The 25981-nt window shown below is 49.9% G+C and carries 21 protein-coding genes; 16 read left to right on the top strand and 5 right to left on the bottom strand.

The window, feature by feature from the left end; all coding sequences use genetic code 11:
• Positions 1-13 precede the first annotated feature (13 nt).
• A complete protein-coding gene (locus tag ACSFXJ_RS19820) occupies positions 14-4972 on the top strand; it encodes a fibronectin type III domain-containing protein (protein ID WP_435922107.1) in 4959 nt (1652 codons plus the stop codon).
• Between the two features lie 62 nt (positions 4973-5034).
• Here the strand turns inward: ACSFXJ_RS19820 and ACSFXJ_RS19815 are convergent, their stop codons facing one another.
• A complete protein-coding gene (locus ACSFXJ_RS19815) occupies positions 5035-5238 on the bottom strand; it encodes a hypothetical protein (RefSeq protein ID WP_435922106.1) in 204 nt (67 codons plus the stop codon).
• A 226-nt stretch (positions 5239-5464) separates the two neighbouring features.
• Here ACSFXJ_RS19815 and ACSFXJ_RS19810 point away from each other — a divergent pair, with 226 nt between their 5' ends.
• Complete coding sequence (locus ACSFXJ_RS19810) at positions 5465-6046, top strand: exodeoxyribonuclease VII large subunit (RefSeq protein ID WP_435922105.1); 582 nt, start codon at positions 5465-5467, stop codon at positions 6044-6046.
• A gap of 179 nt (positions 6047-6225) precedes the next feature.
• A complete protein-coding gene (locus tag ACSFXJ_RS19805; protein WP_435922104.1) occupies positions 6226-7167 on the top strand; it encodes a metallophosphoesterase family protein in 942 nt (313 codons plus the stop codon).
• On the opposite strand, the gene ACSFXJ_RS19800 is transcribed toward ACSFXJ_RS19805, so the two are convergent.
• Positions 7150-8508 carry an IS4 family transposase gene (locus ACSFXJ_RS19800; protein ID WP_435922015.1) on the bottom strand — a complete coding sequence of 453 codons (1359 nt, stop codon included), beginning with the start codon at positions 8506-8508 and terminating at the stop codon, positions 7150-7152. The two genes, ACSFXJ_RS19805 and ACSFXJ_RS19800, sit on opposite strands and share 18 nt — an antisense overlap.
• Positions 8509-8609: 101 nt before the next feature.
• Here ACSFXJ_RS19800 and ACSFXJ_RS19795 point away from each other — a divergent pair, with 101 nt between their 5' ends.
• The 7 genes from ACSFXJ_RS19795 to ACSFXJ_RS19765 all read left to right on the top strand — a co-directional run bounded on the left by ACSFXJ_RS19795 (position 8610) and on the right by ACSFXJ_RS19765 (position 15564).
• Positions 8610-8891, top strand: a complete 282-nt coding sequence (locus tag ACSFXJ_RS19795; protein ID WP_435925817.1) for a YerC/YecD family TrpR-related protein — start codon at positions 8610-8612, stop codon at positions 8889-8891.
• A gap of 67 nt (positions 8892-8958) precedes the next feature.
• Positions 8959-9747, top strand: coding sequence for a sirohydrochlorin chelatase (locus ACSFXJ_RS19790; RefSeq protein ID WP_435922103.1), 789 nt, complete (start codon positions 8959-8961; stop codon positions 9745-9747).
• A 28-nt stretch (positions 9748-9775) separates the two neighbouring features.
• Entirely contained in the window at positions 9776-10657 is an 882-nt protein-coding gene (locus ACSFXJ_RS19785) for a diacylglycerol kinase (RefSeq protein WP_435922102.1), read from the top strand.
• A gap of 894 nt (positions 10658-11551) precedes the next feature.
• A complete protein-coding gene (gene rlmD, locus ACSFXJ_RS19780; RefSeq protein ID WP_435922101.1) occupies positions 11552-13033 on the top strand; it encodes a 23S rRNA (uracil(1939)-C(5))-methyltransferase RlmD in 1482 nt (493 codons plus the stop codon).
• 424 nt (positions 13034-13457) lie between these two features.
• Complete coding sequence (locus ACSFXJ_RS19775; RefSeq protein WP_435922100.1) at positions 13458-14897, top strand: stalk domain-containing protein; 1440 nt, start codon at positions 13458-13460, stop codon at positions 14895-14897.
• A 113-nt stretch (positions 14898-15010) separates the two neighbouring features.
• Positions 15011-15238, top strand: coding sequence for a hypothetical protein (locus ACSFXJ_RS19770; protein WP_435922099.1), 228 nt, complete (start codon positions 15011-15013; stop codon positions 15236-15238).
• The gene (locus tag ACSFXJ_RS19765; protein WP_435922098.1) at positions 15235-15564 is read left to right on the top strand and encodes a hypothetical protein; all 330 of its coding nucleotides are present in this window, start codon (positions 15235-15237) and stop codon (positions 15562-15564) included. Before ACSFXJ_RS19770 ends, ACSFXJ_RS19765 begins: the two co-directional genes overlap by 4 nt.
• 34 nt (positions 15565-15598) lie before the next feature.
• On the opposite strand, the gene ACSFXJ_RS19760 is transcribed toward ACSFXJ_RS19765, so the two are convergent.
• Complete coding sequence (locus tag ACSFXJ_RS19760) at positions 15599-15943, bottom strand: helix-turn-helix domain-containing protein (RefSeq protein ID WP_144940700.1); 345 nt, start codon at positions 15941-15943, stop codon at positions 15599-15601.
• 200 nt (positions 15944-16143) lie between these two features.
• Here ACSFXJ_RS19760 and ACSFXJ_RS19755 point away from each other — a divergent pair, with 200 nt between their 5' ends.
• From ACSFXJ_RS19755 to ACSFXJ_RS19735, 5 genes are all read left to right on the top strand, one after another.
• A complete protein-coding gene (locus tag ACSFXJ_RS19755; RefSeq protein WP_435922097.1) occupies positions 16144-17340 on the top strand; it encodes a copper amine oxidase N-terminal domain-containing protein in 1197 nt (398 codons plus the stop codon).
• Positions 17341-17615: 275 nt separating this feature from the next.
• The gene (locus ACSFXJ_RS19750) at positions 17616-18257 is read left to right on the top strand and encodes a hypothetical protein (RefSeq protein WP_435922096.1); all 642 of its coding nucleotides are present in this window, start codon (positions 17616-17618) and stop codon (positions 18255-18257) included.
• Between the two features lie 1229 nt (positions 18258-19486).
• Positions 19487-20410: a hypothetical protein gene (locus tag ACSFXJ_RS19745; RefSeq protein ID WP_435922095.1), complete on the top strand. Its 924-nt coding sequence runs from the start codon at positions 19487-19489 to the stop codon at positions 20408-20410.
• A complete protein-coding gene (locus tag ACSFXJ_RS19740; RefSeq protein ID WP_435922094.1) occupies positions 20407-21480 on the top strand; it encodes a toprim domain-containing protein in 1074 nt (357 codons plus the stop codon). The genes ACSFXJ_RS19745 and ACSFXJ_RS19740 overlap by 4 nt, the downstream gene beginning before the upstream one ends.
• Before the next feature lie 77 nt (positions 21481-21557).
• Positions 21558-22703, top strand: coding sequence for a DnaB-like helicase C-terminal domain-containing protein (locus ACSFXJ_RS19735; protein ID WP_435922093.1), 1146 nt, complete (start codon positions 21558-21560; stop codon positions 22701-22703).
• 36 nt (positions 22704-22739) lie between these two features.
• On the opposite strand, the gene ACSFXJ_RS19730 is transcribed toward ACSFXJ_RS19735, so the two are convergent.
• Positions 22740-23645: a DNA adenine methylase gene (locus ACSFXJ_RS19730; RefSeq protein ID WP_435922092.1), complete on the bottom strand. Its 906-nt coding sequence runs from the start codon at positions 23643-23645 to the stop codon at positions 22740-22742.
• Complete coding sequence (locus ACSFXJ_RS19725) at positions 23642-24364, bottom strand: hypothetical protein (RefSeq protein WP_435922091.1); 723 nt, start codon at positions 24362-24364, stop codon at positions 23642-23644. Before ACSFXJ_RS19725 ends, ACSFXJ_RS19730 begins: the two co-directional genes overlap by 4 nt.
• Positions 24365-25206: 842 nt before the next feature.
• Between ACSFXJ_RS19725 and ACSFXJ_RS19720 the strand changes: the two genes are divergently transcribed.
• Entirely contained in the window at positions 25207-25878 is a 672-nt protein-coding gene (locus tag ACSFXJ_RS19720; RefSeq protein ID WP_435922090.1) for a hypothetical protein, read from the top strand.
• Positions 25879-25981: the final 103 nt, after the last annotated feature.

The following is a 25981-nucleotide window of genomic DNA, read 5'->3' as shown; positions in this document are numbered from 1 at the left end:
AGGAGGTTAGAGAATGTTTAGAAAGTCACTTATTTTTTTGATATCCGTAGCTATGTTTACATCTACACTGCTTGGACAAGGCCCACGTGCATTTGCTGATGATAAAGTTCAGATCAGCATTAAGGCTGATCCTAAGATTGACATTGCACTGGCAGCAGGAAGCACGAATTTAGAATTGTCCAATTTCGAGCAGGATTTAAAGGCTAAATTAGCTGCTAAAGGTGTAGATGCTAATCAGTTACAAGTACAAGCTTTAGAAATGAAGTCTATGACAGCAGAAGATACATTTGATTGGCAAATATATGACCATATTAATTATCCAGAACCGTATGGTAACTCACTTTATCGGCATATTATCGTGAGTAATAAGGATATAAGTTTCTATGGTTATACTGATAAAGCTCATAAAGATTTTATGTTCATGCCAGATTCCTCTGCGGAGAAAAAAACTTTCACGTTCGAGGTTTTAGAGCAAAAAATGGACTGGCATACACTTGAAGGGGCTGGATTCTTATTTAATGCAACCATTAACAATGGATATGTTTCAGGATATGTTATTTTATTCGGTCAAACGGAAATCAAATTATTTGAGCTAAATCAGGTAAATGTAGAACTGCTTCGAAATGGCACTTATAATTCATTAGCCAATGCAGGAAGGCTGGTTTCTACATTTCCAAGACTTGCGGTGACTTCACATCAAGTCAAAATTGAGGTAACTCCAACTAGTATTAATATGTGGGATAACAATCAAGTGTTAATAAATAACTACACTTTAACAAGTAAGTATGGGAATGGGTTTGGTCCATTTGCAAGCTACACAAGCCATGGTTGCTCTTCTGTATCTTCCTTTACGTTTAAAAATATAAAAATGGAAACGAAAAAGCCAAAGCAATACAGAGAGGTATTATTGCAACCAATCTGGAGGGAAGGGTCAGATCGCTTTATTGTCAATGTTGATAATAATGTGATTTCCGATTTAAACAGTACAACGGCTTCTGGAGAAATTTTAACACGTATGATTAATAACGCTGTTGATTACGTAGCTATAGGCTCTTCAACTAACCAAGAACAGGCCAATGCCTTTATTACACGTAACAATGGTAACGGAGTATTTATTAATGGGAATAACTATGCAACTGCGATCGATCAACTAGCAAACTATATCTTCACTAAAATCAGATCGAATGGCAGTTCACAATACATGATCCTTGATGAGGATAATCATCTTGAGGTTAATCCATCTTCATTCATGAATAATACCCAAACACCAGAATTTCCAAATGGCCGTTGGAAAATTGAACATGATAGTACGTATTATGAGAACAGTACTGGTCAAGCCCAATGGAGCGGAAGATGGCAAAAGGATTTGCCGCTGAAATTTGATAAACCAGGGCGCTATGAAATCTGGTTTGGCGAAGACCACCCTACACCACAATATCTCTATGTGCATCGTAGACCAGTAGCAGATTTTACACTAAAAGTTACGAAGGGGACTAGCAATTACACGATTACCGTTAACAATCAGTCCTATGATCTCGACATGGAGTCCACACCAACAAAGGGGATTGCACAAACGGAGTGGAAATGGCGCGAGACAACAGCCACCACATGGACAGATGGCATGATTCCTGGCAACCTTCCTTTGGGTAAGGACTATTTAGTGCAACTTAGAGTATTGGATTATCAAGGAGCATGGAGCCAACCAATGGTACGTTATGTTTCTACCGGTTCCACTGCATTGAAGCCTATTGCAGATTTTCGAGTTCCAGATCAAGTGACCAAGTATAAAACGCTTGAAATACAAGATCATTCGTATGACCCGGCTGGCAGAAACATTACACAAAGGGTTTGGAGTATTAAGAGAGAGGGTACTGAAATATACTCTGGTTCAACCATGATAAGTAACTTTTTAGCTTACGGTGCAGGGGAGTATACAATCTCATTAAAAGTTTTAAATGATGCCAATTTGTGGTCGGATGTATTTCAGCGTCATATTACAGTGACGGAGGATTTATCGGCACCTAAAATCTCATTTAGTCCTTCTGATACAACTTGGACAAGCGATCCTGTATCTGTCACTATTCATTATTTTGATGATAGTGGATTGAGCAATAAATACTACAAAGTGACTCAATCTAACCAAACTCCGTCTTCATGGGATACGGCAAAAGATATTGAAAATATTACACTTACCAATGAAGGTCAGTGGTATATTCACGCTAAAGCACAGGATATTGCAGGGAAAGAGACCACGATCTCAGCGGGGCCATACCAACTTCAACTGTCCCCGGATATTCCTGTTTTAAAACTCAATTCTATTGGTGAGAACTGGTCCGAGATCGGATGGTCACTGCCAAACCACTCTTTAGGGGATGGATATCAGTATAAAGTTGAGAATATTACAACAGGACGCTCATGGTTAGTGAACCATCCAACGGATCATATCAGGGAAGAAGGATTGGCTGCTGGATCGATTTATCAATACCACATAAAGGCGGTGAATCACGTAGGAGAAAGTGAATGGAGTGAACAGTTTGAAGTGCTCACTCTTCCGGCTCCTGTTGATGGTTTGAAGGTATCATTTGTGCCAAATAACAGTGGGACGGTCAATGTCTCGTTTGATGATGTTGAGTCTGCTGTAAGCTACCAACTCACTATCAAAGAGGGATCTGATATTGTTTATGAGGAGGAGCTTAACACCGCTGGAACACATCAAGTAACAGGACTAGAGGGAGGCAAGCAGTATACTGTAATTGTAACTGCTCATAATGCAAGTGGCTCTGGTCAGAGTAGTGTACTTGGCTTTTTATCTCTTCCAGCAGCTCCGGGCGAATTCCAATCCGTTCAGATCAGAGAAACAGAAGTGGAGTTGTCATGGACGGTATCGCCAACCGCAGCGCTGTATGAAGTGCTGCGTGATGCAGTAAGTCGATATAGCGGGTCTGATCTATCCTTTACTGACACCGGTCTGAAAAGCGGAACAGAGTATGATTACTCGATTTCAGCTAAGAATGAATCTGGGTTCGGTGATATCGCTTATCTTAATGGGGTTTTGACGCTTCCGGGCAAGACGAAGATTACTGTCGATGAGATTGGTAAAGATGTGGTCAACTTTTCAATTGATACGGTTCGTGGTGCTGAGAAATATGTGGTGCTGGTGAACGGAGTGAAGGAAAAGGAATTAGCTCCTGAAACAAAGCAATTTGAAATCGATTCTCTTAATTCAGGCACTGAATACACATTTGAAGTCTACGCTGAAAACCGGAGCGGTACTGGCGTAGCCAACAGAGTAACAGTCCGCACTTTGCCTGACAAACCGGGTGAATTATTGATTACAGACATTTCCGATACAACGGCGAAGCTTAGTTGGCAGCCAGTAACAGGAGCGGATAAATACAAAGTTACAGTAACGGATGACGTGTATTTTGAGACATCTGGGACTGACATTTCGCTCAGCGACTTACGGGCTGGGGAAACTTATCAGTTGAAAGTGCAGGCCGGTAATGCATCGGGATATGGTGAGGCTGCTGCTAAGACATTATTAACATTGCCAGCCAGCCCCGATGTGCGGATAGACAATGTTCAAGCCACTCAGTTTACCTTGGCTTGGAACGAGGTCATTAGCGCAACGAAGTATGTAGTTCACAACGAGCAGGATGAAATCATTGGAGAGACAAAAGAAACTAGTTACACTATCACAGATTTGAAGCCTGGCTCCACTCATACTGTTTACGTATCCGCCGTGAATGAGACTGGCGAAGGAAAAAAATCCAGCTTCACTCAACGCACTCTTCCGGGTGAATGGGGCATCGATCCGGACGATCCGCAATCGAGTCAACCAATCACTGTTGGAGACCGAGGCGAGCACTCTGTCGTAATCGTTATCGATCCGGTCGAAGGTGCTGATCAGTACATGGTCGTTGATGGTGAAGGCAATGTTATTGGTATCATCACTGCCCCTGAAACGGCTAAGGAAATTGGTGGTCTGGAAAGTGCCAAAGAATATGACAATTGGTCGATCATCCCGATTAATGACGTCGGAGAAGGTCAAGCAGCTCCGATTCCACCATTTGTGACACTACCGTCGTCAAACTTTGAGGTGTCTGTTGGCAATCCGACTACATCTTCGCTGACAGTCACAGTAGATAGTCAGTTAACGAATGAAGTCTTTGTCTATGCAGTGAATGGGAAGGAAGTACATCGTGGTAAAGGAAAGTCATACACCGCGAGCAATTTGTCAGCGAATAAGAGCTATACATTTACTGTCTGGACAGAGAACAGCGCTGGAGATAAAACCAAACCAAAATCAGCAACTGGTAAGACGCTGCCACTACCATCATCTGGTGGAAGCAGTTTGTTGCAACCGAAACCGCCTGTAGACGAGAAAGAAGCTACGCATCCGAATACAGCTGAGTCTCAAACTCACACGGATCAGGCCGGGTTTCAGGACATAGACCACAGCTTTGCTAAGGAAGAAATTCTTGCTCTTTTCGACATGGGGATCGTCAAAGGCGTGTCCAATTCCAAATTTGAACCGGACCGCCAAGTGACTCGCGTGGAGTTTACTTCAATGCTCGTACGTGCTTTGGAGTTTCAAGAAGCCTCTGATGTAGCCATTACCTTTGAGGACGTACAACGAACGGCGTGGTATGCGCCAGAACTATCCGCCGCAGTGCTAAATGGCGTCGCTAAAGGGATCAGCGCGAAGGAGTTCCGACCATTTGACCCAATCACACGGGAGCAAGCGGCTAAGATGATCGCTAATGCGGCATATCAAGGTAATGTCCCCACAGCTCAAGCCAACTATAAAGACGCGAAGTTAATTGCTTGGTGGGCGAAACCGGAGGTGGCTGCTCTATCTACTGAGCGAGTTATCACCGGTTATCCAGATCAGACATTTAAGCCAAAGCGTGACATGACACGGGCTGAGTGTGCTGTTCTGATTTATCGATCCTTGGGACTCATTAAGTAAAAAAAATTTGCAACAAGGCACTTATCAAATGATTTCTAGAATTTGATAAGTGCCTTTTTCTGTTATGTATGCTTATTAAAGCCTAGGATTGTTGTTACATGTGCAATTTCGTTCAATGGTATCCAAACAACCTTATCAGGCGATTTTATTTTTACCCTACTGTGATCCTCTCCCCAGCTCGGTAGTCCCGAAATTATGGAATTGTCTTTGAGTGTAAGGATAACTTCTTTGTTCTCCTTTATTGCCTTTGCTATGTAAGTCAGCATTATCTCACCTCCTTGTTATTAAATTCCATATATTCACATGAAACCCTTCTTTTATGTACTCATTGAGATAGTCCCGAGGTCTGAAAATAGGTATTTTGATTCATTAAAGCAGCAGGAAAATGCTTCCTTATGGCGAAATTACATACTGAGCGTCAGATAATGTAGATTTTTTTTTGGTAGGATATGGTTGCTTGGAAAGCATACATGAACCGGAGTAGATACTGAAATGAGTGATTTTAAGGAAATGCCGGAATGCTATGTGGCTCTGGTTACCTCAGCCCAATCAAAGGCAACTCATGATGTAGAGGAAGTATTTAAAAGGCGGCAAGGTGTTGTGTACAGCCTATATGAGGTGAAACTTAACAATCCTAAGCGTATTGCTGCAGGAATATTTGAAGCATCAGAATCTGGTTGTGATGTGGTAATGATCGTTCGCGGCGGAGGTAGGGATACTGACTTTCTTGTGTTTGATAGCATTGAGGTCTTACAGGAAATTTATAATTCCCTAATACCAGTAATTACCGGCTTAGGACATAGGAGCAATCTTACACTTGCTGACCAGGTAGCGGATCGCTGTGAAACAACTCCGACTAAGGTAGCACAGTTTCTAGTAGATAAACTGGGCCAATATAGAAATGACACTAGATATATGGTTCGAGAGCTAAGCATGCCATATATATCAGACAAGGAGACAATGAGTCATTATATTGGATCAAAGAGTAACGGGAAAGGTAAAATAATTCTATTAATTGTTGTAGCAGCAGTCATTTTCATCGTAATGATGACTATATTTATTAAATACTTCTAAAATTTTCTGCAACGGGCAACGGGGGGGAGAACATTCCAGTAAATCTGATTTAGAAGCGAATGATAATGTTTTGGTGAAAGTGTACCTAGCACTCTTCTTAAAGAGATATAGCTATTGTATATCAAGCAAATATTGATTGAAAATATTAGTGCAAAAAAAATGTTAAGGAGAGAATTCCTTTGAACATATTATTTTTACATTTGAGTGACATTCATCTGGAAAGTAAATTTAGTTTAAATCATTTTCATTTGAAGAAGATTATCGATGCAGTCAGATCCCACAAACCGTTTGAGTCAATATTTTTAATATTATCTGGTGATGTAGCTAATTCAGGTAAAGCTAATGAATACGATGTTGCTTACAAAATGGTTGGAAGACTGATAAGCCTTATAAAAGATGAATGTGATTATCATCATAAGATAAACATCTTGGTGGTTCCAGGAAATCATGATGTTGACATGTCAGATTCTCCACTTAGTACTAGTGATCTTGTTGAATTGAGTAGGAGTGGTGGATACACTAAACAGATTGATGTTGAATTGCAGCGTCAAACTCATTTCTTCAATTTCGCAAAGCGCAATAATTTATTTTTAGAAAACAAGTTATACTGTCAGAAATTGTATAAACTAGATACAAACTTTACTGTAGAAGTTAATTTGCTAAACAGTGCTATATTCTCTACTTTGGAAGAAGATAAGGGGCTCCATTATCTTCCACCGGATGTTATTCAGAGCATAAACAATCCTACTGGGGCTGATTTCGTTCTTACCGTAATGCATCATCCAACTGATTGGTTTCTTGATCCAACAATGCAAGAGTTGGAAAATGTTCTTTATACTAAAAGCAGCTTGATTTTTTATGGTCATAAGCATTATCAGGGTGCTTCAGTGGTATCCAATCAACATGGAGGAGGGGCACTTTTACATGCTGGAGGTTGTTTAAGTGAAAGGAGAGATTGGAGCAACAGTGAATTCCTAATTGGAAAATTAAGTGTAAAAGGAGATGGAAAGAAAGAGCATAACTATTCCTTGAAAAACTACAAATGGAATCAGCAACAAAGACAATATGAAGTTACTTTTGGGAACGATTATAAACTTATTAACTCAACTTTCGCAGCTTAATTTTCCGAACAAAGCCTTGATATAATTGGGCAAACTCGCAATCCATTGCTGGAGTTGACATACAACGGCAGACTGATCCCGTTTGGATTTCGCTTCCGTGAACGCCATGAAAAATGCGATCAGATGCTGCAAAGCCGTTTTGAGATCCAGGTCTCGAACTTCGTCGGAAAACAGGAAAAACAGACCGCCCAACGACCGCGCGTCGTTGTTGTGACGGCGTTCCCATTCCATTACGAGATAACGGGTAAACACGATCGTGGTGTGGCTGATGAGCATATCAAACGAACGACCTTGAAACTCCGTTCCCAGCTTCAGGTACGATTTGGCAAATTTGAAGAACGTCTCAATGCTCCAACGCATGCCGTAGATGCGAACGATTTCAGCCTCTTCCAACGCCAAATCGGTGCTGAGCAGAACCAGCCAATCCCGCCGCCGATGGCGGTTTTGCACAAAGACCAATTTGATCGGCAAACCGCAGGCGGTTTGAACGATGACCGAGCCAAGGATTTCTTTGTTTTTCTGCTTTGGCAACAGGGCATACAGTTCATGGAGCGTCAGGCTTTTTCCGTCGAACCGGTATCGTTGTTTCATCGCCTTGACCATCCCAATGACATGCAGACCTTTCGCCATCAGTTCACGCAACAGAGGCGCTTGGGTAAACCAACTGTCCATCAGGACAAAGTCAGCGCTAAATCCAGCCTGAATCGCTCGATCAAGCAGAGCCGCCACGGCATCCGGTTTGCGTGAAAGCGCCTCGATGCGGCGTTTGTAGCCTTGGGTACGCTTGGACAGACGTTCCTTCATCTCGCAAAAGCGATTCGTCAGCTTGGCCGAGCTGAGCATGACAAAATCGATGGGCGCAAAGCTGAAGCCATCCGACCATCCGAGCGTGAGCATGTTGTAGCCGCGAGCATATCTCCCCGTCGTATGATCGAAGATGCGGGCAAGCAACTCGGCTTTCTTGCTGCGATCCCTGCGAAGAACCGAATCATCAATGATGAACGTCCGAACGCGGGACGAAGAGGTTAAGGAATCAAAATGCTGAACGACCTTCAGACTCAAGGCATGCAAAAATCGTCGCCAGGCAAAGCGTGGATGGTTTAAGAATCGATAGACTACATCTTTGCCAGGCAACGACTGGCGGCGGTCGCTATGCAGAAGACGAAACCAATTGCGCCCTTCAAACACGAGCGTAAAGATCAGCTGAAAGATGGCAAGACTGGACAATCCGAACGACTTGGAAATGCCGGCTTTGCGCAACAGTTGTCCGATTTGCAAAGCGGAAAATAAAGTCGAGATTCGTTCTTGGCCCTTTTCAGACAGGAAGTTGTGTTGTACCATAGAGTTACGCACCTTTCTGTTTGGAATGGTTTGTTTAGCTACTTCCATTTTACCAAACGGAAAGGTGTTTTTCTGTCAAGAACGAGATTTTTCAATAAGAAATCCTAGTCATATCAAGGCTTAACACTAATTTTCAAGGTGCGAAAGTTGAGTTAAAGAACATCGAGGAATGTTACATCTTTTTTGATGACCTGTGCACCGTTAACGAAATTCAGTCTTTGTCGCAACGGCTGGAAGTCGCCCGAATGTTGGGCAAAGGCAACACATACAACCAGATTGAAGCAGAAACCGGAGCCAGCACGGCGACAATATCCCGGGTGAAGCGCTGCCTAAATTACGGTAACGACGGCTACAAAATGGCGCTGGACCGTTTAGGTCGCTAAGCGTATGACAGACGAAATGAAGGCAAGGTCGATGAGGTTGCCGGAAGATGGCCGGGAGGTGCTCCAAATGGGGGACTCCAAGAAACCGGGTGTGCTTGTCATCAGCCACGGCTCCCCAGATGAGCATTGGGTAGCCCTCGTGGAAGCGGCGGTGGCGGAAGCGGCGGACGATTTGCCCGCCGGGCTTCCGCTCGCCTGTACTTTCCTCGAAACGGTGGAAGGCCGCCTGATCCAGGACGGCATCGATCAGCTGGAAGCCCAGGGAGTGACGGACATCATCGTCATTCCCTTGTTCGTGTCCTCGGGAAGTACTCATATCGACGAAATCGCCTATGCCCTTGGGGTCAAAGATACACCGGAGAAGGAAACTGACCTGGAACGTTTTCGGGTTTCCGCTCGGGTGTTTTTTGGCGATCCCATCGATGATGGTCCGCTGGTCGCCGAGATGGTGTGGGACAAAGTGAAGGGGCTGTCGGTGCGGCCGGAGCGTGAGGTGCTGCTTCTCGTCGGGCACGGCAGCAGCCACCCCGGGTTCTTGCAACGGTGGGAACGCGGGATCGCCTCGCTGGCGGCGCAGTGCGCGGAGCTTGCCGGACTTGCGGGCGGGGCCGATTACGCGCTCCTGAATCCGGACAGCGTATCTGCCAAAGTACGTTATTGGTCAGAGCAGCGGGGGATGGACGTCATTGTGGCTCCTCTTTTCCTGAGCGCCGGATATTTTACCAAAGTCACGATTCCTGAGCGGTTGAATGGGCTGGCTCATCGCTATTCGGGAGAGGCGTTGCTGCCCCACCCTTTGATGGCTCGCTGGATGTCGCAACAAATATTGAATATAATGGGATCAGTGATAGGTTGACATTATGAGTTCAGGTGGCGTTAGGAAGATGAAAAGAGCTAGGTTGATTTATAATCCAACCTCGGGAAGAGAAGAGATGCGCCGCCTTCTGCCGGACGTGCTGGAGCGTCTGGACCAGGGCGGCATCGAGACGTCGTGTCATGCGACGACCGGGGAAGGCGATGCGACGCGCGAGGCGGCTTTGGCGGTCGAACGCGGATACGACATCATTATTGCGGCCGGCGGCGACGGGACGCTGAATGAGGTTGTGAACGGCATGGCCGGGAAGAGTGATTTGCCCCCGCTGGGGGTGTTCCCGCTCGGTACGACGAACGATTTTGCCCGTGCGATGGGAATCCCTCGGCGTTGGGAGGATTATTGCGACCTGGTCATTGAGAATAAAACAAGACCCATCGATATCGGCAAGGTGAACGGCCGGCATTTCATCAATATCGCCGGCGGCGGCAAGTTAACCGAGCTGACGTATGAGGTGCCAAGCCGGCTCAAGACGCTGATCGGGCAGCTGGCCTACTACATGAAGGGTATCGAGAAAATGGCCAGTCTGTCGCCCACCAAGCTGATTATCGATGCGGAAGGGCACGAGGTCATGGAAGGCGAGTTCATGCTATTCCTGATCGCCAACAGCAACTCGGTTGACGGCTTCGAGAAGCTGGCGCCGGACGCACGGATCGACGACGGGCTGCTCGATGTGATCGCGCTCAAGAAGTGCAACCTGGCGGAATTTATCCGCCTGGTCACGATGGCGCTGCGCGGCGATCATTTAGGCGACTCGCACGTCGTCCACTTCAAGACGCGGCGCATGGAAGTCACTTCGCCCGGCCGCGTGCTGCTCAATCTCGACGGCGAGCTGGGCGGCGAATTGCCAGGCGTATTCGAGGTTTTGCCGCAGCATTTGCAGATTTTTGCTTGATTTCTCGATATCCGTCCGTGATTCATAGGCTTAGAGAGTAATTTACAGGGTTGCCTGAGTTACAGGGTTGCCTGAGGCACACCATCAGGAAGCTTAGGTTATGAGGATCCCCCGTCGGGCTGGCGGGGGATTTGGTTTGGTTGGGAGAGTCGTTAGTACCTTAAGGCTGCTTCCGTCCAGGGGCTGCAACTATCTGTGGCTTAAGGGACTCCTTGCCTTGGTACATACCTTTATTTCTCGTTTTGTCTCGACGCGCTGCTGCGTGGTTTCCTATCGTGCCTCGCATCATGTTTAAGCTGCCACAATGGTACGAATGGAGTTTGGATAGCGTATAGCGGTCAACGTTCGAAGTGGTGGCGATGCAAAATAAGTGGAAATTCTACCGTTATTTTTGGAGTAACTGTGGGTTTGGCGTGGATTAGCTGGAAAAAGTACCGTTAATTCCGCAGGCTTTGCTGAAAACAGGGGAAATGGGCCAAATTAGCGGTACGATTTCCCGTTATTTTTGCGAAAATGGCCCAAACGGGGTAAATTAGATGGAGGATTTACCGTTAGTTGTTTGATGGGTGGGCTGAAACAGGTGTGTTAACGTCGAACGGATGGTTTTACCTTATGCGAGGATTTAGAGTACAGGATTAAAGTATATCGAGAGTTTTGAATTACAGTAGATCACGTGAACTGGATGAGATGATGCCAAGTTGGAGTAACCGGTTCAGTTGAACATAGAAGGAGTCCATGATGAAGATGCAACGGAATAACCATCGTCGTCCGGAGTCGGGGCGGGTAGGGAGCCCTCGGGGACAAGGACACAAAGCAGCTGGCGGCGGGAAAAGCAACCGCGGCGGGAGAGGAGAAGCTTCCTCAGCGACTCTTCCATCGCGGGGGCGTGCGGCTGTGGCTGCGGAACGGCCTTTCAGCGCGCAGCCTGCAGGGCGTGCTGGAAGCAGCGCGTCTGAAGCCGCGCTGGCGGGTCTTCCCGTCGTGAAAAATGATGAGGTCGTGATCGACATCATCGGGATGAACCACGACGGGGAAGGCGTGGGCCGGGTGGAGGGCTACACGCTGTTTGCAGCTGGCGCCTTGCCGGGCGAGAAAGCCCGGGTCAAGGTGCTCAAGACGAAGAAGCAGTATGGCTATGCCAAGCTGCTTGACGTGGTTGAGGCGAGTCCGGACAGGGTGGCTGCGCCCTGTCCGATCTACGACAAGTGCGGCGGCTGCCAGCTGCAGCACTTGAGCTATGACGCGCAGCTCGCGTGGAAGCGTCAGCACGTCGTCGACGTGCTGGAGCGCATCGGCAAGCTGCGCGTGGCAGGGGGCGCGCCGGGAGCGGGCGCGGCGGGCGGCGACCATGCCGTCGTCGTGCGACCGACGATCGGCATGGCTGCGCCTTGGCGCTACCGCAACAAGGCGCAGGTGCCCGTCGGCGTCATCGACGGCGCACTGGTCGGCGGCTTCTACGCCCGCGGCAGCCATCGCATCATCGACATGGAGACGTGCCTCATCCAGCACGAGAGCAACGATGATGTGATCAGCCGCGTCAAAGCGATCGGCCGCCGCCTGGGCATCACCGCCTACGACGAAGAGACAGGCCAAGGCCTGCTTCGCCACGTCGTCGTAAAGGTTGGCTTCCGCACCGGCGAAATGATGCTGGTGCTGGTCACAAACGGCGATCGGATCCCCCGTGAAGACGAATGGATTGCGGCGATCCGTGAAGAGCTTCCGGCTGTGGTAAGCATCTGCCAGAACGTCAACACACGGCAGACGAACGTCATCTTCGGCGACGTAACTCGCGTCCTGTGGGGCCGCGAAGTGATCTATGACTATATCGGGGACGTGAAGTTTGCGATCTCGGCGCGTTCTTTTTACCAAGTAAACCCAATCCAGACGGAAGTTCTCTATGGCAAAACGGTCGAATACGCCGGTCTGACCGGTCAAGAGACGGTCATTGACGCCTACTGCGGCATCGGCACGATCTCGTTGTTCCTGGCGCAACACGCGAAGCGGGTGTACGGCGTGGAGATTGTCAAAGAGGCGATCGAAGACGCTCGCGTCAACGCCAAGCTGAACGGAATGAACCATGTCACTTTTGAGGTCGGTGCCTCCGAAGACGTCATCCCAGCCTGGAAAGAGCAGGGGATCGAAGCCGACGTCATCGTCGTCGACCCGCCCCGCAAAGGCTGCGACCCGCACCTGCTCGACACGATTATCAAAATGAAGCCCGAGCGTGTGGTTTACGTATCGTGCAACCCCGCAACTCTGGCTCGCGACCTGCGCATCCTTGAGGACGGCGGCTACCGGACCGTGGAGGTAACGCCGGTGGATATGTTCCCGCATACGACACATGTTGAGTGCTGTGTGTCGCTCATCCGTAAGTAATTCTCTAAGCCGCATTTACCCCGTGCATTGTCTGCAAGAGCTATTAAGAATACATCTCGCATCTTCAATTTTGTGAAATAACATCCCTCAGTCCCCGCCTGTTTCCTAGGTGGGGACTATTTTACGATTTTCTACCTTCGCGAACCTATCAAAGTTTCACTGGAACAGTCTTCCTTTCTACGGTAACATAAACACACTTCTTGTGGGAGGGGGTTGAAGGCAACGAGTAAATTCGGATCGATCTTGCAAGAAAATTTTTTTCGCATTCCCTATGGAAAAAGAATCCATAGTTGCGGAAGGAATTTGCGGCTTTATGGCGAATGTTGAAAAAGTTGCGGAGGACGATGGCATTAGGTTCTCAAAAATTAAGAAAGGACTTCTTTCACGGTTACTATATAATCAATAAGCTAAGGAGCGATTCATCATGAGTAAAGTTGTCAAACGTCTGTTCTGCACCATCCTTCTGTTGACGCTGGTCATCAGCCCCGTTTCGGCTTTCGCCGCCGACACCAAATCGTCGGGCGAATCCTCCAACTCAACGCATCAAATCATCGACGGTTACAGCTACTCCAACGAGGCAGTTTACATCCTCGACGAGATCAACCGCTACCGTCGTGACATGGGTCTGCCGGAAGTGAAATTAGATCCGTTTCTCACTCAAGCCGCTCAAAACCATGCGGATTACCTTGAGAAGAATGATACCACTGGTCACAAGGAGGTTAAAGGAAAGCCGGGGTATACTGGAGAGTATGCGCCAGATCGGATATTGACTGTGGCTGGAAATGAGTTTTCTTTGCGTACAGGGTACGCGACGGTATCTGAGGTTATTTCCTATCATCCTTTGGAGCAAGCGGTTGATTCGTTGATTTGGGTACCTTTTCATAGAGAACCGCTTATAGATTATTCCAGCGTAGCGGTAGGTGTTGGGATAAGTGATAGAGCTGTTGTTATTGTGGTTGCACCGTTAGAGTCTTTGTGGTGGGACGGAAATCAAAATGGTTTCACTTTCCCTTACGACGGGCAAAAAGATGTGCCGCCGGGCATGTTGAGTGACGAGATTCCTAGCCCGTTGACTGGCACTAAGTATAAATCTTATGAAGAAGTCGGAACTGTCATTTCCTTCTTTGTTGACCCGAAGGAAAAATTCGATCCTTCTAGTGTTTCGATAACGTCTGAAAAAGGCGAAAAAGTGGATTTTGTGATTAAAAAGACGGAGAGCAAGTACAGCCTTAGCGATGAATTGGATCATTGGTACATCCTTCCTTCTAAGTTGAAGGGGAATACGACTTATACCGTCAAAGCACACGGGAAAAAGTGGTCTTTCACGACTGGGGAAGGGGATTCTAAAGTAGGGTCTCCGAAGCCAGAGAGAAAGGCGGGTCACATCTGGGTCAGCCCAACCGAGCAAAAATCCCTTGAGGAACTTCGCAAACGCACTAAGTTCTTCGACACCAACTCCAAGTCCGGTTACGTCAACGTACTGGTCAACGGCAAAGAAATTGTCACCAACCCTCGGGCGCATATCGTAAACGGTCAGACCTTTATCCCCTTGCGTGGGGTATTCGAAGCTCTCGGCGCTGAGGTTAGCTGGGAGAGCGTCTATCGTCAAGTTTCGATCAGGTATAAGGACAAGATTGTGATTTTGCAACTCGACAATAAGGAAGCGCGGGTCATTCAGGTTGAAAGTCCTACGAATCCGAGGGCAAAAGAGACTAAGGTGACCCTTTCCAACGCTCCGTTCGTCAAGAACGGCACGACCTTCATTCCGCTCCGCTTCGTAGCTGAATCCATCGGCGGAGAAGTCATTTGGTATCAGGAGGATTACACCGCCAGCATCATCGCGGAGTACAATATCGAGGATTAACCCCAACTCCCTTCAAGAGCCGTCCATTCGGGCGGCTCTTTTTCTCAACCAAAACCTTGAAAACACTCTCCCCGGAAGCTAACATACAACAAACTTCCGAGGAGGCGTTTTTCATGTCCAAGCCCATCCATTTGTACCTTCTGGATATCGACCCCGCTACCGAGCGGCGCCTGCTTTCCCTCGCCCAGCGGCATCTCAAGTTGGTACTCGAAAGCGGCCACCGCCGGACTTCGCCCAAGCGCCGCGCCGAGATCGGCCGAGAAATCGAAGCTATCCGAGCCGAACGCGACTCCATCATCGCCCGCCTGAGTAAAGAGGCAGAAATGCGGGTGACATCGTGAAGAATGAACAGCTTTCCGGCGGAACCTCACCGATCCTCCCCTCCGTCGATGACTGGCTTCAGGTGGTATGGGAGCGTTTCTACGTCCAATATGCCGTCCCTGCCATAAAGCAACATCCCGAAGCCAGCGCCTTGTCTCAACTTCAGGCCAATATCGAAGAACAGTTGAAAAATAGCCTGACAGCGGAGCATTACCAGCTCGTGCTCGATTGGGAAGACATCAAGAACCGGTGGCATGCGCTGGAAGTGGAGCGCATGTATGAACTGGGGATAAAAGTGGGGATCAGAATCCAGCAGGAATACGACCAATTCACGAAGTTGCCCTAAAATATCAGCCATGCCCGATCCTGCGGCATGGCTATCATTGTTTTACGTATTTCAACACTTCCATAAGAATGTTCTTCGCCATTTCCACGGTCTTTTCATCATGCTTGGCCAACGCAGCGACAATCTCTTGGATGTGCTGTTCGTTTGCGGGAAGGTTCTCATAACGGTGGGAATAGATGAAGAACTGGTGGACACCGACCTCTAGCGCGTCCGCGATCTTGCTCAAATTGATCAAGGAAATGTTCTTCTCGGCCCGTTCGACGCCGCCAATATAGGAGAACGTAAATCCGCATTTCTCGGCCAATGCGTGTTGCGACAAGCCCCGAGCCTTGCGAAGTTCACGGACACGCTTACCGACTTGTACCAGAATATCAGCCATCGCCTACACCTCACTCTTGAGTGTAGAGTGAAAATGGTGTAGCGAATATGCTGTAATAAAAGTCATTTCAACATACTTGATACATATAATAGTTAATGGTATTCTGTTGCCAGTAGAGTAGTTTAGGCTTAAAAATTGGTCTTTTCTCCCATTGTCATTTTCCTTTATAATAAGAGCGATTAGGTAATGGAGGTACGTTCATGGTAGTTCGAAAGAGGTTAGGCAGAGCAGTTCTCAGCGCAGTGATCGCGGGAAGCATATGTTCAGGAGTACCCGCTCTCGCAGCGGAAAATGCTTCGGCAGCATCCGTCCAACAAGCCCAATTCGAAGAAGTCAATGTCACGATTGACGGGATACTGCAAAAGTTCCCTCAATCCGCGATCCTCTACAAGGGAAGCACGATGGTTCCCATGCGCGGGGTATTTGAGGCGCTCAAGGCGGAGGTCAAGTGGGACGGGGCGACGCAGACGGTTACCGCGACCAAAGGTGACACCACGATCAAGCTGACCATTGGCAACAACTACGCTTACGTCAACGGTCAGAAGGTCGCCCTCACCGCCGAAGCCATTATCGTCAATGGCTCGACAATGGTTCCGCTCCGCTTCGTCGCAGAAGCCCTCGGCGCGAAGGTCGAATGGGACGGCGCGACTAAGACCGCGATCATCTCCCAAGGTAGCGAGATCAAGCCCGGTTCGGGGGTAACCAACCCTGCCCCGAACCAAACCAACCCGGCGCAGAACCAACAAGCTCCAGCACAATGGTACGAGAAAGAGGAATATAGGTATAACGGCATCGACGCCACCGAGACCAAGGGTCGCCTGTATGGAACCGAGAACCAAAAGGAGTACGACGCCGTACTCAAGATCGCCAAGGAAGCCCTTGCCGACCTCGACTCCATCCCAGTTCCGCAGGGCTACATTGACTACCTTTATCATGGTAAGACTGCTCCTGCTAATAAGCGGGCAATGACTGGGTATGAAATAGAGTTGAGAGTGGCGGAGCAAAGTTTTAAGCATCTGCTCGATGCAGGGATTTCCCCAGAGTCGATCATTAAGGATTACAAGCTTAGTAAGCTTGTTGTGAAGGTGACCAATACTACTTCTAAGGAAGTTGAAGAGACTTCTCCGGGGATTTCTAGCGCTTACGACGCCCTCGTCGAAGGTCAAATCGACTGCGACTCTCTCGCCAACACCTACGCCCTTTTCTACGACTTGGCTGGTTTTGAGACTGGGATTATTCGTGAAGGTTTTCATGCTTATGTTATTGTCAAGTATGACGGGCATTGGTTGCGAGGGAATCAAATTCTCGATCTTCCTTCTTACTTCAAAGAGTATAAACTTAGCTGGTACACCCGCCCCGATTCGATTACTTGGAATAGCTATCGTGACGCAAAGTAATTCCCCATCCCAAGTCTCCGACGGGGTTGTCGGAGACTTTTCTTTTCCCATTAGACTCCCCTTCCCTATCAAGAAACCTCCGAGATCCTCGGTATCTCTCGGAGGTTTCTTCTTTTTACCCGCGCATCCTTGTCGGAGGTAACTTGACGCTCTTTTCTCTTTCTTCGACCTCCCTCGCGCTAAACCGCGCTTACTTCCTCAATCTATGTCAACTTTGTTGGACTTAAAAGTAAACTCATGCAGTACTTGAGTTATCTCTTAAGGAGGTTAGAACTATGCCATTTATGCGATGGATCAAAACCCCGGCATTACTGGTCATTATGGCAGTACTGTTGGTGGTTTCTCCGTTCTCCGCATTAGCGGAGGAAGCTTCATCTGATGCAACGCAAGCGGAGAGTACGTCCATCCAAGAGGAGGTGACTGCTCTCGAAGCATCTGAGTCTTCGGTATCGGAATCGTCTGAATCGGAAGTCTCAGCTCAAGCGGAGGGGGTAGTCGAACCGGAAAAGGCGGAGTCTGTTCCGGTATCGATCCTTTCGGATGCGCCGACGTTCTACTTGCAAATCGCTATCGAGGAGCATTCCAACGCTCTTGGAACTGTACCCACTTTTGAGGTGGGTTTGAGTGACGCTTCCTCGAAGCAGATCGCCAAAGCGACGGCTTCTCCTTCCAATTACAGAGAAGCTCCCTCCCCTCACGGCCCCACAATCGCCCGTGGCTTCGTGCATCCGGCGCTGGCTGGGCAAGTAGCCTGCCCGGCTCGCGGCGGGGCTGACAGGGCCAAAGAATCGGTCGGCGATGTCGAAGCGCGGCTCCCGGTCGTCCGTCCGGTTGCTCCGGCCTGTCTCGCCGCCGGAATCGGCGGTGGGAGCCTGCATCCGGGGGCGGGCAGTGGTTTGGCCCTTCGGCGGGGGTAGTGGGGCTGACGGGGTGAAATTTGTGGCTTCCTTCCATGAAATGGGAGGTCGAGGGGGAAAGTTGCACGGAAGGCAGGGGGAATAATGCACGTTCCGGGATGTTTCGGGACGCGAAAACCCTTGCCGCACGCGGGTTTTCGGGATTCAGGGCGGGGGGGCTGATAAAAAGACCTATAAGAACCATAAGGAACGGGGTTCTTGCCTTCGGCAAGCCCCCCTTATGGAAAACCCAAAAAATAACTCCGAAGCCCAAAGGGGGCTAGCTGATTAGTCTTTAAGTCTTTTAAGTTTTAAAGGATTTAAAGTCATTAAAGTCTTAAGAGCATTTTTCATAGTTCAGTACCCATCCTACCCATACCTAACCCATACCACACAGACACAGTAACGCTAAACAGACAAAGCGGCGAAATTCCCGCCCCGCGCGCGAGTTGGGGGCCTGCGCCCTGACTTCGCCGCCTTCCGTGCCGACATGGGCTTTTTCCTCTGCACGTTGCTGATCAGGGTGAGCGCCGTCTTCGTACCGATTTTTGCGCCATTTTCGCCCCGAATCTGGGGTGCTTTCAGCCGGACGCATCGCTTCGCTTCAGTGCGGCGGGGGCGCTTTTTACCGCTAAAAATCCGCTTCCTTTCCGCCTCCATGCCGCCCTGTTGCCGCGTTCAAACCGGTACCCGTGTTCAGTTTCCGATCTGGTTCGGGGGTACCGTGTCCCCGCCGTTGCCATCCCGTTGCCACCGCATAGCCGCTTCATTGCCGCCTCCGCGCCGCCTCAATACCGGCTTCTCTCCGCCTATTCCTTCTCCCGCGCCGCTTTCCCTGCAAACGGATGCCGATCCGTTTCTTCCTTATTATATAGCCGCATAGCCGCGACTTTCCCTTCCGGCGCTTGACCGCCCCGTTATGCCTGCAAGATACGTTTCCGCCGTCCTCATGATGTGTTTTGCGTGTTCTCGAGGGTATTTTGCGCTTGTTTGCGCCGTATACAGCAAAATCCCCGACCTTTTTCGCCGAATTGAGGGCGATACCCAGGAATCCCGTGCGTACTGCAGACTTCTTCGTGCGGATATTTTTTTATTTTCGGCGGATTCAACCTTGCATTTTTGGTTTGGAAACCGGAGTTGGATGTATACTCAATAGCTTTTGCGATAGAAATTGTTCGCGACGCAAAAGCATGTGTTCCTTGAAAACTGAATAGCAACACCAAATCACGAATCAAAGGGGGTGAATCCACATGGTTGAACAGACGCAAAAGAGCAATCCGATGTTTGTTCCGTCGTTTCCGTACTTTCGGGATATGCTCCGCACGGTCGTTACAGGCGATAACCGGTTTGCGGTTCTGATTTGTCCCGCCGAATCGGGGTACTTCTGCCGCGGCGGGCGGTTGTACAAAGATGGCCGCGCCTTGAGCGATGATGAACTTTACCAACTGGTGAAAGCGAACGGCGACCTTCGCGATCCCCTGATGGTGTACGGCCTCTTTTCTTTCTTCTACTTCAAGGGGGATATCCGCAACCGTACTTTTGAGGACTGCCGGATCACCGATCTGTACGAATTCCTTGAAATCAGCAAAGGCGGCAAGGGCTACCCGCTCCGGGAGACGCTTGAAAGCTTCGAGTCCGTCTTCGGTTGGGTTTTGGGAAAAGGAGTATTCCCGCTGCTCCAGATCGAGCCGCTTTCCGATGGCCGTTTGCGGCTTTCCAGCGAGTATTTCCATCATGCCCTGAACGCACTGATCGCGGAGTGCCATCAGTTGTCCGAGACCGGCTTCAAGTTCCGGCTGACCAGCGTCCCGCTCGCCTTCCTCCGCCAGCGGAACAAGCAGGCGGCCCTGATCGCGATGGAGTTTGCGTTTCTGCTGGAGACGATGAGCAGCGACAAGGACGTGCGGGAGATTTCCTTGGAAACGCTCATGAAACGGGTGCCCGCTTTCGGCAGAGCGCTCCGGGACGAATCCAAACCGGTTTCGTACCGCAACCGTTACCTGCGCGAAACACTGAAAAGGGCCAAATTCTTGGTAACCGAAGTCAGCGACCTGTCCAGTCGGTACCCGAACCTGACGATTGTCTGGGAGAAGAAGCTGTCGGTCAAAAACGAACGATCACGCATTATGCTCTGGCGCAAGCCACCGGTAACGAAGAAAGGGGAATCGAAATGAACGTCATTCCTGAAATGAACACCAATCCAAGAGCGGTCTGGTTCGATCAACTTTGCGCCTTCCTTCTGGCACAGGCGGAAGGCCTTCCCGCCTTGCCGCGCATTCCGCACGAGGAGTATTTGTCGAATGATACCGAAGCAAAGATAAAGAAATTACGCATGCACGCCTCCATTCTCTTGCAGCTTTGCGGCGTGGATGTCAAAAGCGGCGGGAATCTCCTTTGCTTCAATCATGACGACCATCACCCGTCCATGGCGTTCTATGCAAAAGACGGGAATTTCATCTGCTTCGCTTGCCGGGAAAGACGCGGGGAAACCGGTGAAAACATCGAGTACCATTGGGACATCATCGACATCATCGGCAAGCTGTTCCACATCCCCAACTTTTGGGGGAAACTCCGAAAGGCCGAGGAACTGCTGGTGGAACCGATGCTGAACCATTCGCAACCCTACCAGACGGTTCTGACCGATCCCCAGGTGGTGGAGCTGCTCCTGAAGAAACGGATCACGATCCCGAGCATGCTCAAGTTCGACCTTAAGGTCTGGCGTTTGGACGACGGCACCAAATACGTGGTCATTCCCTGCACGGGCCGATTCGTAGAACGGAAACTCATGGTCAAGGGCATAAAAGAATACCCGAAGTCCTTCAAGCTGAAGGGGGTAGACGTGGAACTGTTCAACGGTTCCCGCCTCGCGGAACCGGGGATTGTGTTCGTCGTCGAATCCGCGCTGGACGCGATCCTGCTCGAACAAGAGGGTTTCTTCGCCGTCGCACTCAACGGCAAAACACCCGGCGCGCTGGTTCGCGCCTTGTACAGCAGGCCGCTCCCGGAGGGACTGTCGCTCATCATCCTGCTGGATAATGATCGGGATGGCCGGGATGCCGCTGTAGCGGTTTGCGATGCGATCAAAAAATCTGGAGTTTCCTTCTATCGCTTCGACTACGACGCGCCGCCCGACAGCCCGCAGGCGTTTTTGCATCGGAAAAAGGACGTTGGCGAACTCATGGTGCTCGACAAGGCGCGGACGATCGCCGCGCTGGAGGCGCTGGTGCGTTCCGTCCAGTCTTGATTAGCCGAACATCCATAAACCGGTGGGGCATCCCGCGATGCTCCACCCCCCAAATTTGACAATGAGGAGGAATAACCATGACTACGGTCAACGAGATTCAACCCATTGTAATGAACGATAAAGTGTATGGGCACTGGATCGGCAACAAACTGGAACTGAACTGGGAGGCGTATTTGCTCCCCATCCCGGAGTTTATCCAGTTGCTTAAGGAAGCGAATGTGCCCCAGGGTGAAATGTTCATTGTTGCCGACAAATATTTGAAATTGAGGTCGGAAGGAGCTCCAGAACGAGCGGTTCTCCAGCGATTGTGGGGTAACGCCAGCTTGACCTACCCGACCGGCTTTAAGCCGCTCGACGATATGCTGGGCGGAGGACTGCATGCGGGGCTGACCGTGATCGCCGCTCCGCCGGGCAGAGGAAAATCCACGTTGGCGCTCCAGATCGGACGCTCGCTTTCCAAGCAGGGGTTCGGAACCATTTATATCTGCAACGACATGGCTGACAGTGAACTGATGGCCAAGATGATGAGTGGCATCTCCTATGAGTTGACCAAAGGAAAGGGCGGCTGGACGGCGAGGGAAATCTTGTCGGGCGAGAAGCATTTGCGCGAAAATGCCGCTTTTCAAAAGGTGGCTTCCCTGTACCTGACCGAGACCAAACACCTGTTCATTGAAACCGGTCATGCGGCGCGTGACGTGGACGCGTTGGGGTATCTCATCGACGGTTATGCGGCGCTGTTTGCGGCAAGCCCCACCTACGAACATCCGCCTGTCATCATCTTGGACTACTTGCAAAATGTTCAGGTCGACGGGAAAGGCAGCGAACGCGAACAGGTTAATGCGGTCGTGCGAATGCTTCAGGAACGAATCGAACAGCATGGCATTCCGGTGCTGGCCATCTCCAGCGTTTCCCGCGACAAATACGGCCAACCGCTCCGCTTGGACAGCCTGAAGGAGAGCGGCCTGATCGAGTATGCCACCAGCGTCGCCATTGCCCTGCAGTTTCGAGCGGTGCATAGCGAGGGGTACGACGAGAAAAAAGAGCGGAGTAAGCCGGAACAGCACATGGAACTGTATATACTGAAGGAGCGGTTTGGCGAAACGGAACATTCGCTTCCGGTGACGTTCATCCCGAAATATAGTACTTTTCTGTTTAACGGCGTGATTCATAAAAGTAAACCGTCCGCCAAAATTCCGAAGGTAAAGGGAATCGGGGCAGGCTGAACACGCTGCGCCCCGGTGGGGCGCAGCGTTTCCGCACTACAAGAATTCTCGCACTTTGACTTCCAACCAGAAAGGAATGTCGAAGTTGATCCAAAGCTGCTCCAACTGGTGGCGGCCCTTCGAGGACAGCTTCACGCGCAAGTTCTTGAGAGGGATCTTCTTCCACCCGGCTTCTTCGAGTCGCACGTAACTGGAATTATCCAGCCCGCTCAGTGCGACCTTGCCGAGCGGGCGCTCAAGAAGCAGTTCCACCAGCCGGTCATGGTGTTCTTTCTTCCAGTTGTTCCGGTAATGCTTCTTTGTGGCCATCGCTTCTTCGTGATACGGAGGGTCGAGATAGATGAAACTTTTGCTCCAATCGTAATCGGACGCAAGAATGCGGAAAACATCGTCATTGGTGACCTCGATCCCTCTCAAGGTTTGGTAAAACGAGTGAAGTTCGCAAACGTGTTTCCGGTAGTTCTTCCAGTAAAGCGATTGTTTGTACTTTTTTTGCATGCTTCGTTCGCTTTGCCGGATGGCGATATAGGCGCAGGCGGCAGCGGTGACCATGTCATAGCCGTTCTCGCCCAAGACACCCTCTTTGCACAGCCGTTTCGCTTCTTGGAAAACTTCCTCGCCGATTCCTTCTTGGAGCAGCCGTTTCGTCAGCCGATAGCTAAGCCCCAGGTTGGAGCAGCAGTAAAAGAGTGCCGCCATGCCGGTGTCAATGTCGTTGTAGACGCGCTTATGCAAGCCCCCGAAGGGGAGGTTGAGGAGCATTCGCGCTCCCCCGCCGCACAACTCATGGAACTCGTTCAGTTTGTAATGCCGGATGGCATAGTCGATTACCGGCACGATGTGGCCGATCAGCGCGGCTTTTCCTCCCACATAGGGAACAAGGCTGTCTTCGTGTTCGGTGTCGGGGTAGTAAAAATCGTCTTCAAGCTTCTTCCTGCTCATTCGACAACTTCACCATCCGGCAGTTTGAAAATATAAAACCGTGTTTTTCCGAGGAACGGATAGGTGTAATGGCCTTCCGACTTTTTGATGAGATAACCAAGCTCGACCCAGGATTCGCACACTTCCAACAAATTCTGCTCAGTACTTTTGCTTTTTTCCCAACCCAATAGGGCGTATAGCGTTTCAGAAGGAATAGCGACGGCATTCTGGCCGGCGAATGTTCGGGTATCCAAAATCAAACCGGGGTCACCCTTTTGATACTTTTTCTCGCTGAGCAGGGGAAAACGATGAAGTTGGCTTTGAATGTTTCTACAAATCGTTCCATACAATTCAACCCCTTTTTTGTACTCGGCGCATGGATACATCAAGGCGTAGAGGTTGGGTACGACGGTGTAGTCTTGCTGGTTTTTCATATCGCTGACCACATGCAACAGGTAGTCGTATTCCGAATCCAAACCGTGGAATTTACGTAATTCTATCCGCATCTCCTTCGAACAGGTGAGGAGCTGGCTTTCAAGGTAGATCATGGGTTTGTTATTTCCTTTCATTTTGGGCCGCAACTGAACGGCAAACACTGGAGCGGGTTCATTGGGGTAGTCGCCGCGAAACAACTTGATGTCGACCTTTTCCAAGAGCAAATCTTTTGGGAGCTTCTTCTCGCTTCCGGAAAACGATTGTTTCTCTTGCTCAAATCGCGTTGCTTTTTCAGATGCATTCATGAGCGGTGTACCTCCTCAGATTTTAATGGAGAGTCACAACTCTCGCGTGAACCTAAAGGAGATAAATCCAGTCCGTCCGCAACTCCGAAAAAGCAACGCAAAGTCCTTCGAAAAAACCTCAATATCGCAAAATTTTTTTGTGCAAAAGGGTGCCGATCAGGCGAAAACGTATCGCAAATTCAAAAAACGTACCCGCATCATGCCCAAAACGCGCATCGTATTCCGCAACACGCGCACAACGAAACCAAAAAGCGCGATACGGATACAACCGCACGCGCTATTTTCGGTTGGTAACAAGGGAGGAACGCAAGTACCGGAGGAGATAACGATGGAGGTAGGCGGGAAACACACTGGTTGAGATTTCCGGAGAAACGCCTGTTCCCTTTTACGCAGGGGGCTTTCGGCGGGAAACGCGCAAAGGCGCAGATGCCGCCCACGCTCGGCGCTTGGGATCAATACCGGTCGCAGGTTTAGCGGGAGAATGCCCGTCCGTCTGTGACAAAGGCCGACCATTCGCCGGTTGGCCGGTTGATCGCGAAACGGGATTCCATCCGTTTCTTTGGCGGTACTACTTCTGTTACTCCGCGATTCTTGCGGGTTGGAGGTAAACATGCCGGGCAAGCCCGGAAACAGAAGGCGGTCCGTTCTTCCGGCAGCAGTATGCCGATTTCCGGCGGACTTTTCGTCTTCGGAGTATTTGTCCATCCTGTTTCTTCATTATATATTGGCCACTCGGACAACACAGGGATTTGTCAGATCACTGCTCCCAGATATCAAACGCTTTCCCGTTCGCCGGACAGGAAAATAGATTGGGGGGATTTCCGCATCAGGAGGTGATCACAATGAGGAAGTTCGACCCCCTTGCAACGCTGGCTTACGCGTTGCATTCCATCAGCCGCGCAGGGGTACCGTCGGCGGAGAAGCTGGACGCGGCGGCGCGGCTCGAAGCCTATGTTCTCGGCATCGACTGGAGGAAGCATCAGGTTTGGTTGCCGGTCGTGAAAGCCGTGCTCATGGGCATGACGCCGGAGGAGACCGCCGCGCTTTTCAAATTGGAACAGAAAACCATCGATTTCATGCTTCAGATTGTCAACCAGAAACTGCTCGGCAGATTTTCCGTCGCGCTTGTCCACTACTTGTCGGGCGACTATGCTTCCGCCCTGCGCGTCATGGATGAATTGGGGTGCTCCGATTCCAGGATTCTCCCGACCGAAGTCTTCCATCAATTCAAGCCCAAACGCGGCGAGTTTCGTTTGGAAGACTGCGAAACGGAACTCCGTTTTCTGGCTTCGCTCTCCATTTTGCGCATCGAGCGCGACACGGAGCCGAATCGTGAGAAAGTTGAGCATTTGTTGGCCATTCTCCAATCCGATGATCCTCGCGACAAGGCAGCGCGGGCACAGATTTGCACCGCCATCGACGGTCTTCTGTCCGGTCAGTACGACGCATCCATGTTGCAAGACGCTGGTCCTTGCATCCAATTCGCGGACGATCTGCCGCATAGCCCGGTTTGAATCAGCAGCTATTTTCAGACACAAGCGGCGGGACGCCGACTCCTTGCTGGCGCTCGCCCTGTTCCGCGCGTTTTTCTCTCCCGCTTGGGGCAACCCGCCGCGC

Source organism: Paenibacillus salivarius, from assembly GCF_051307165.1.
GTDB lineage: Bacteria > Bacillota > Bacilli > Paenibacillales > Paenibacillaceae > Fontibacillus.
This window is presented reverse-complemented; position numbering and strand designations above follow the sequence as displayed.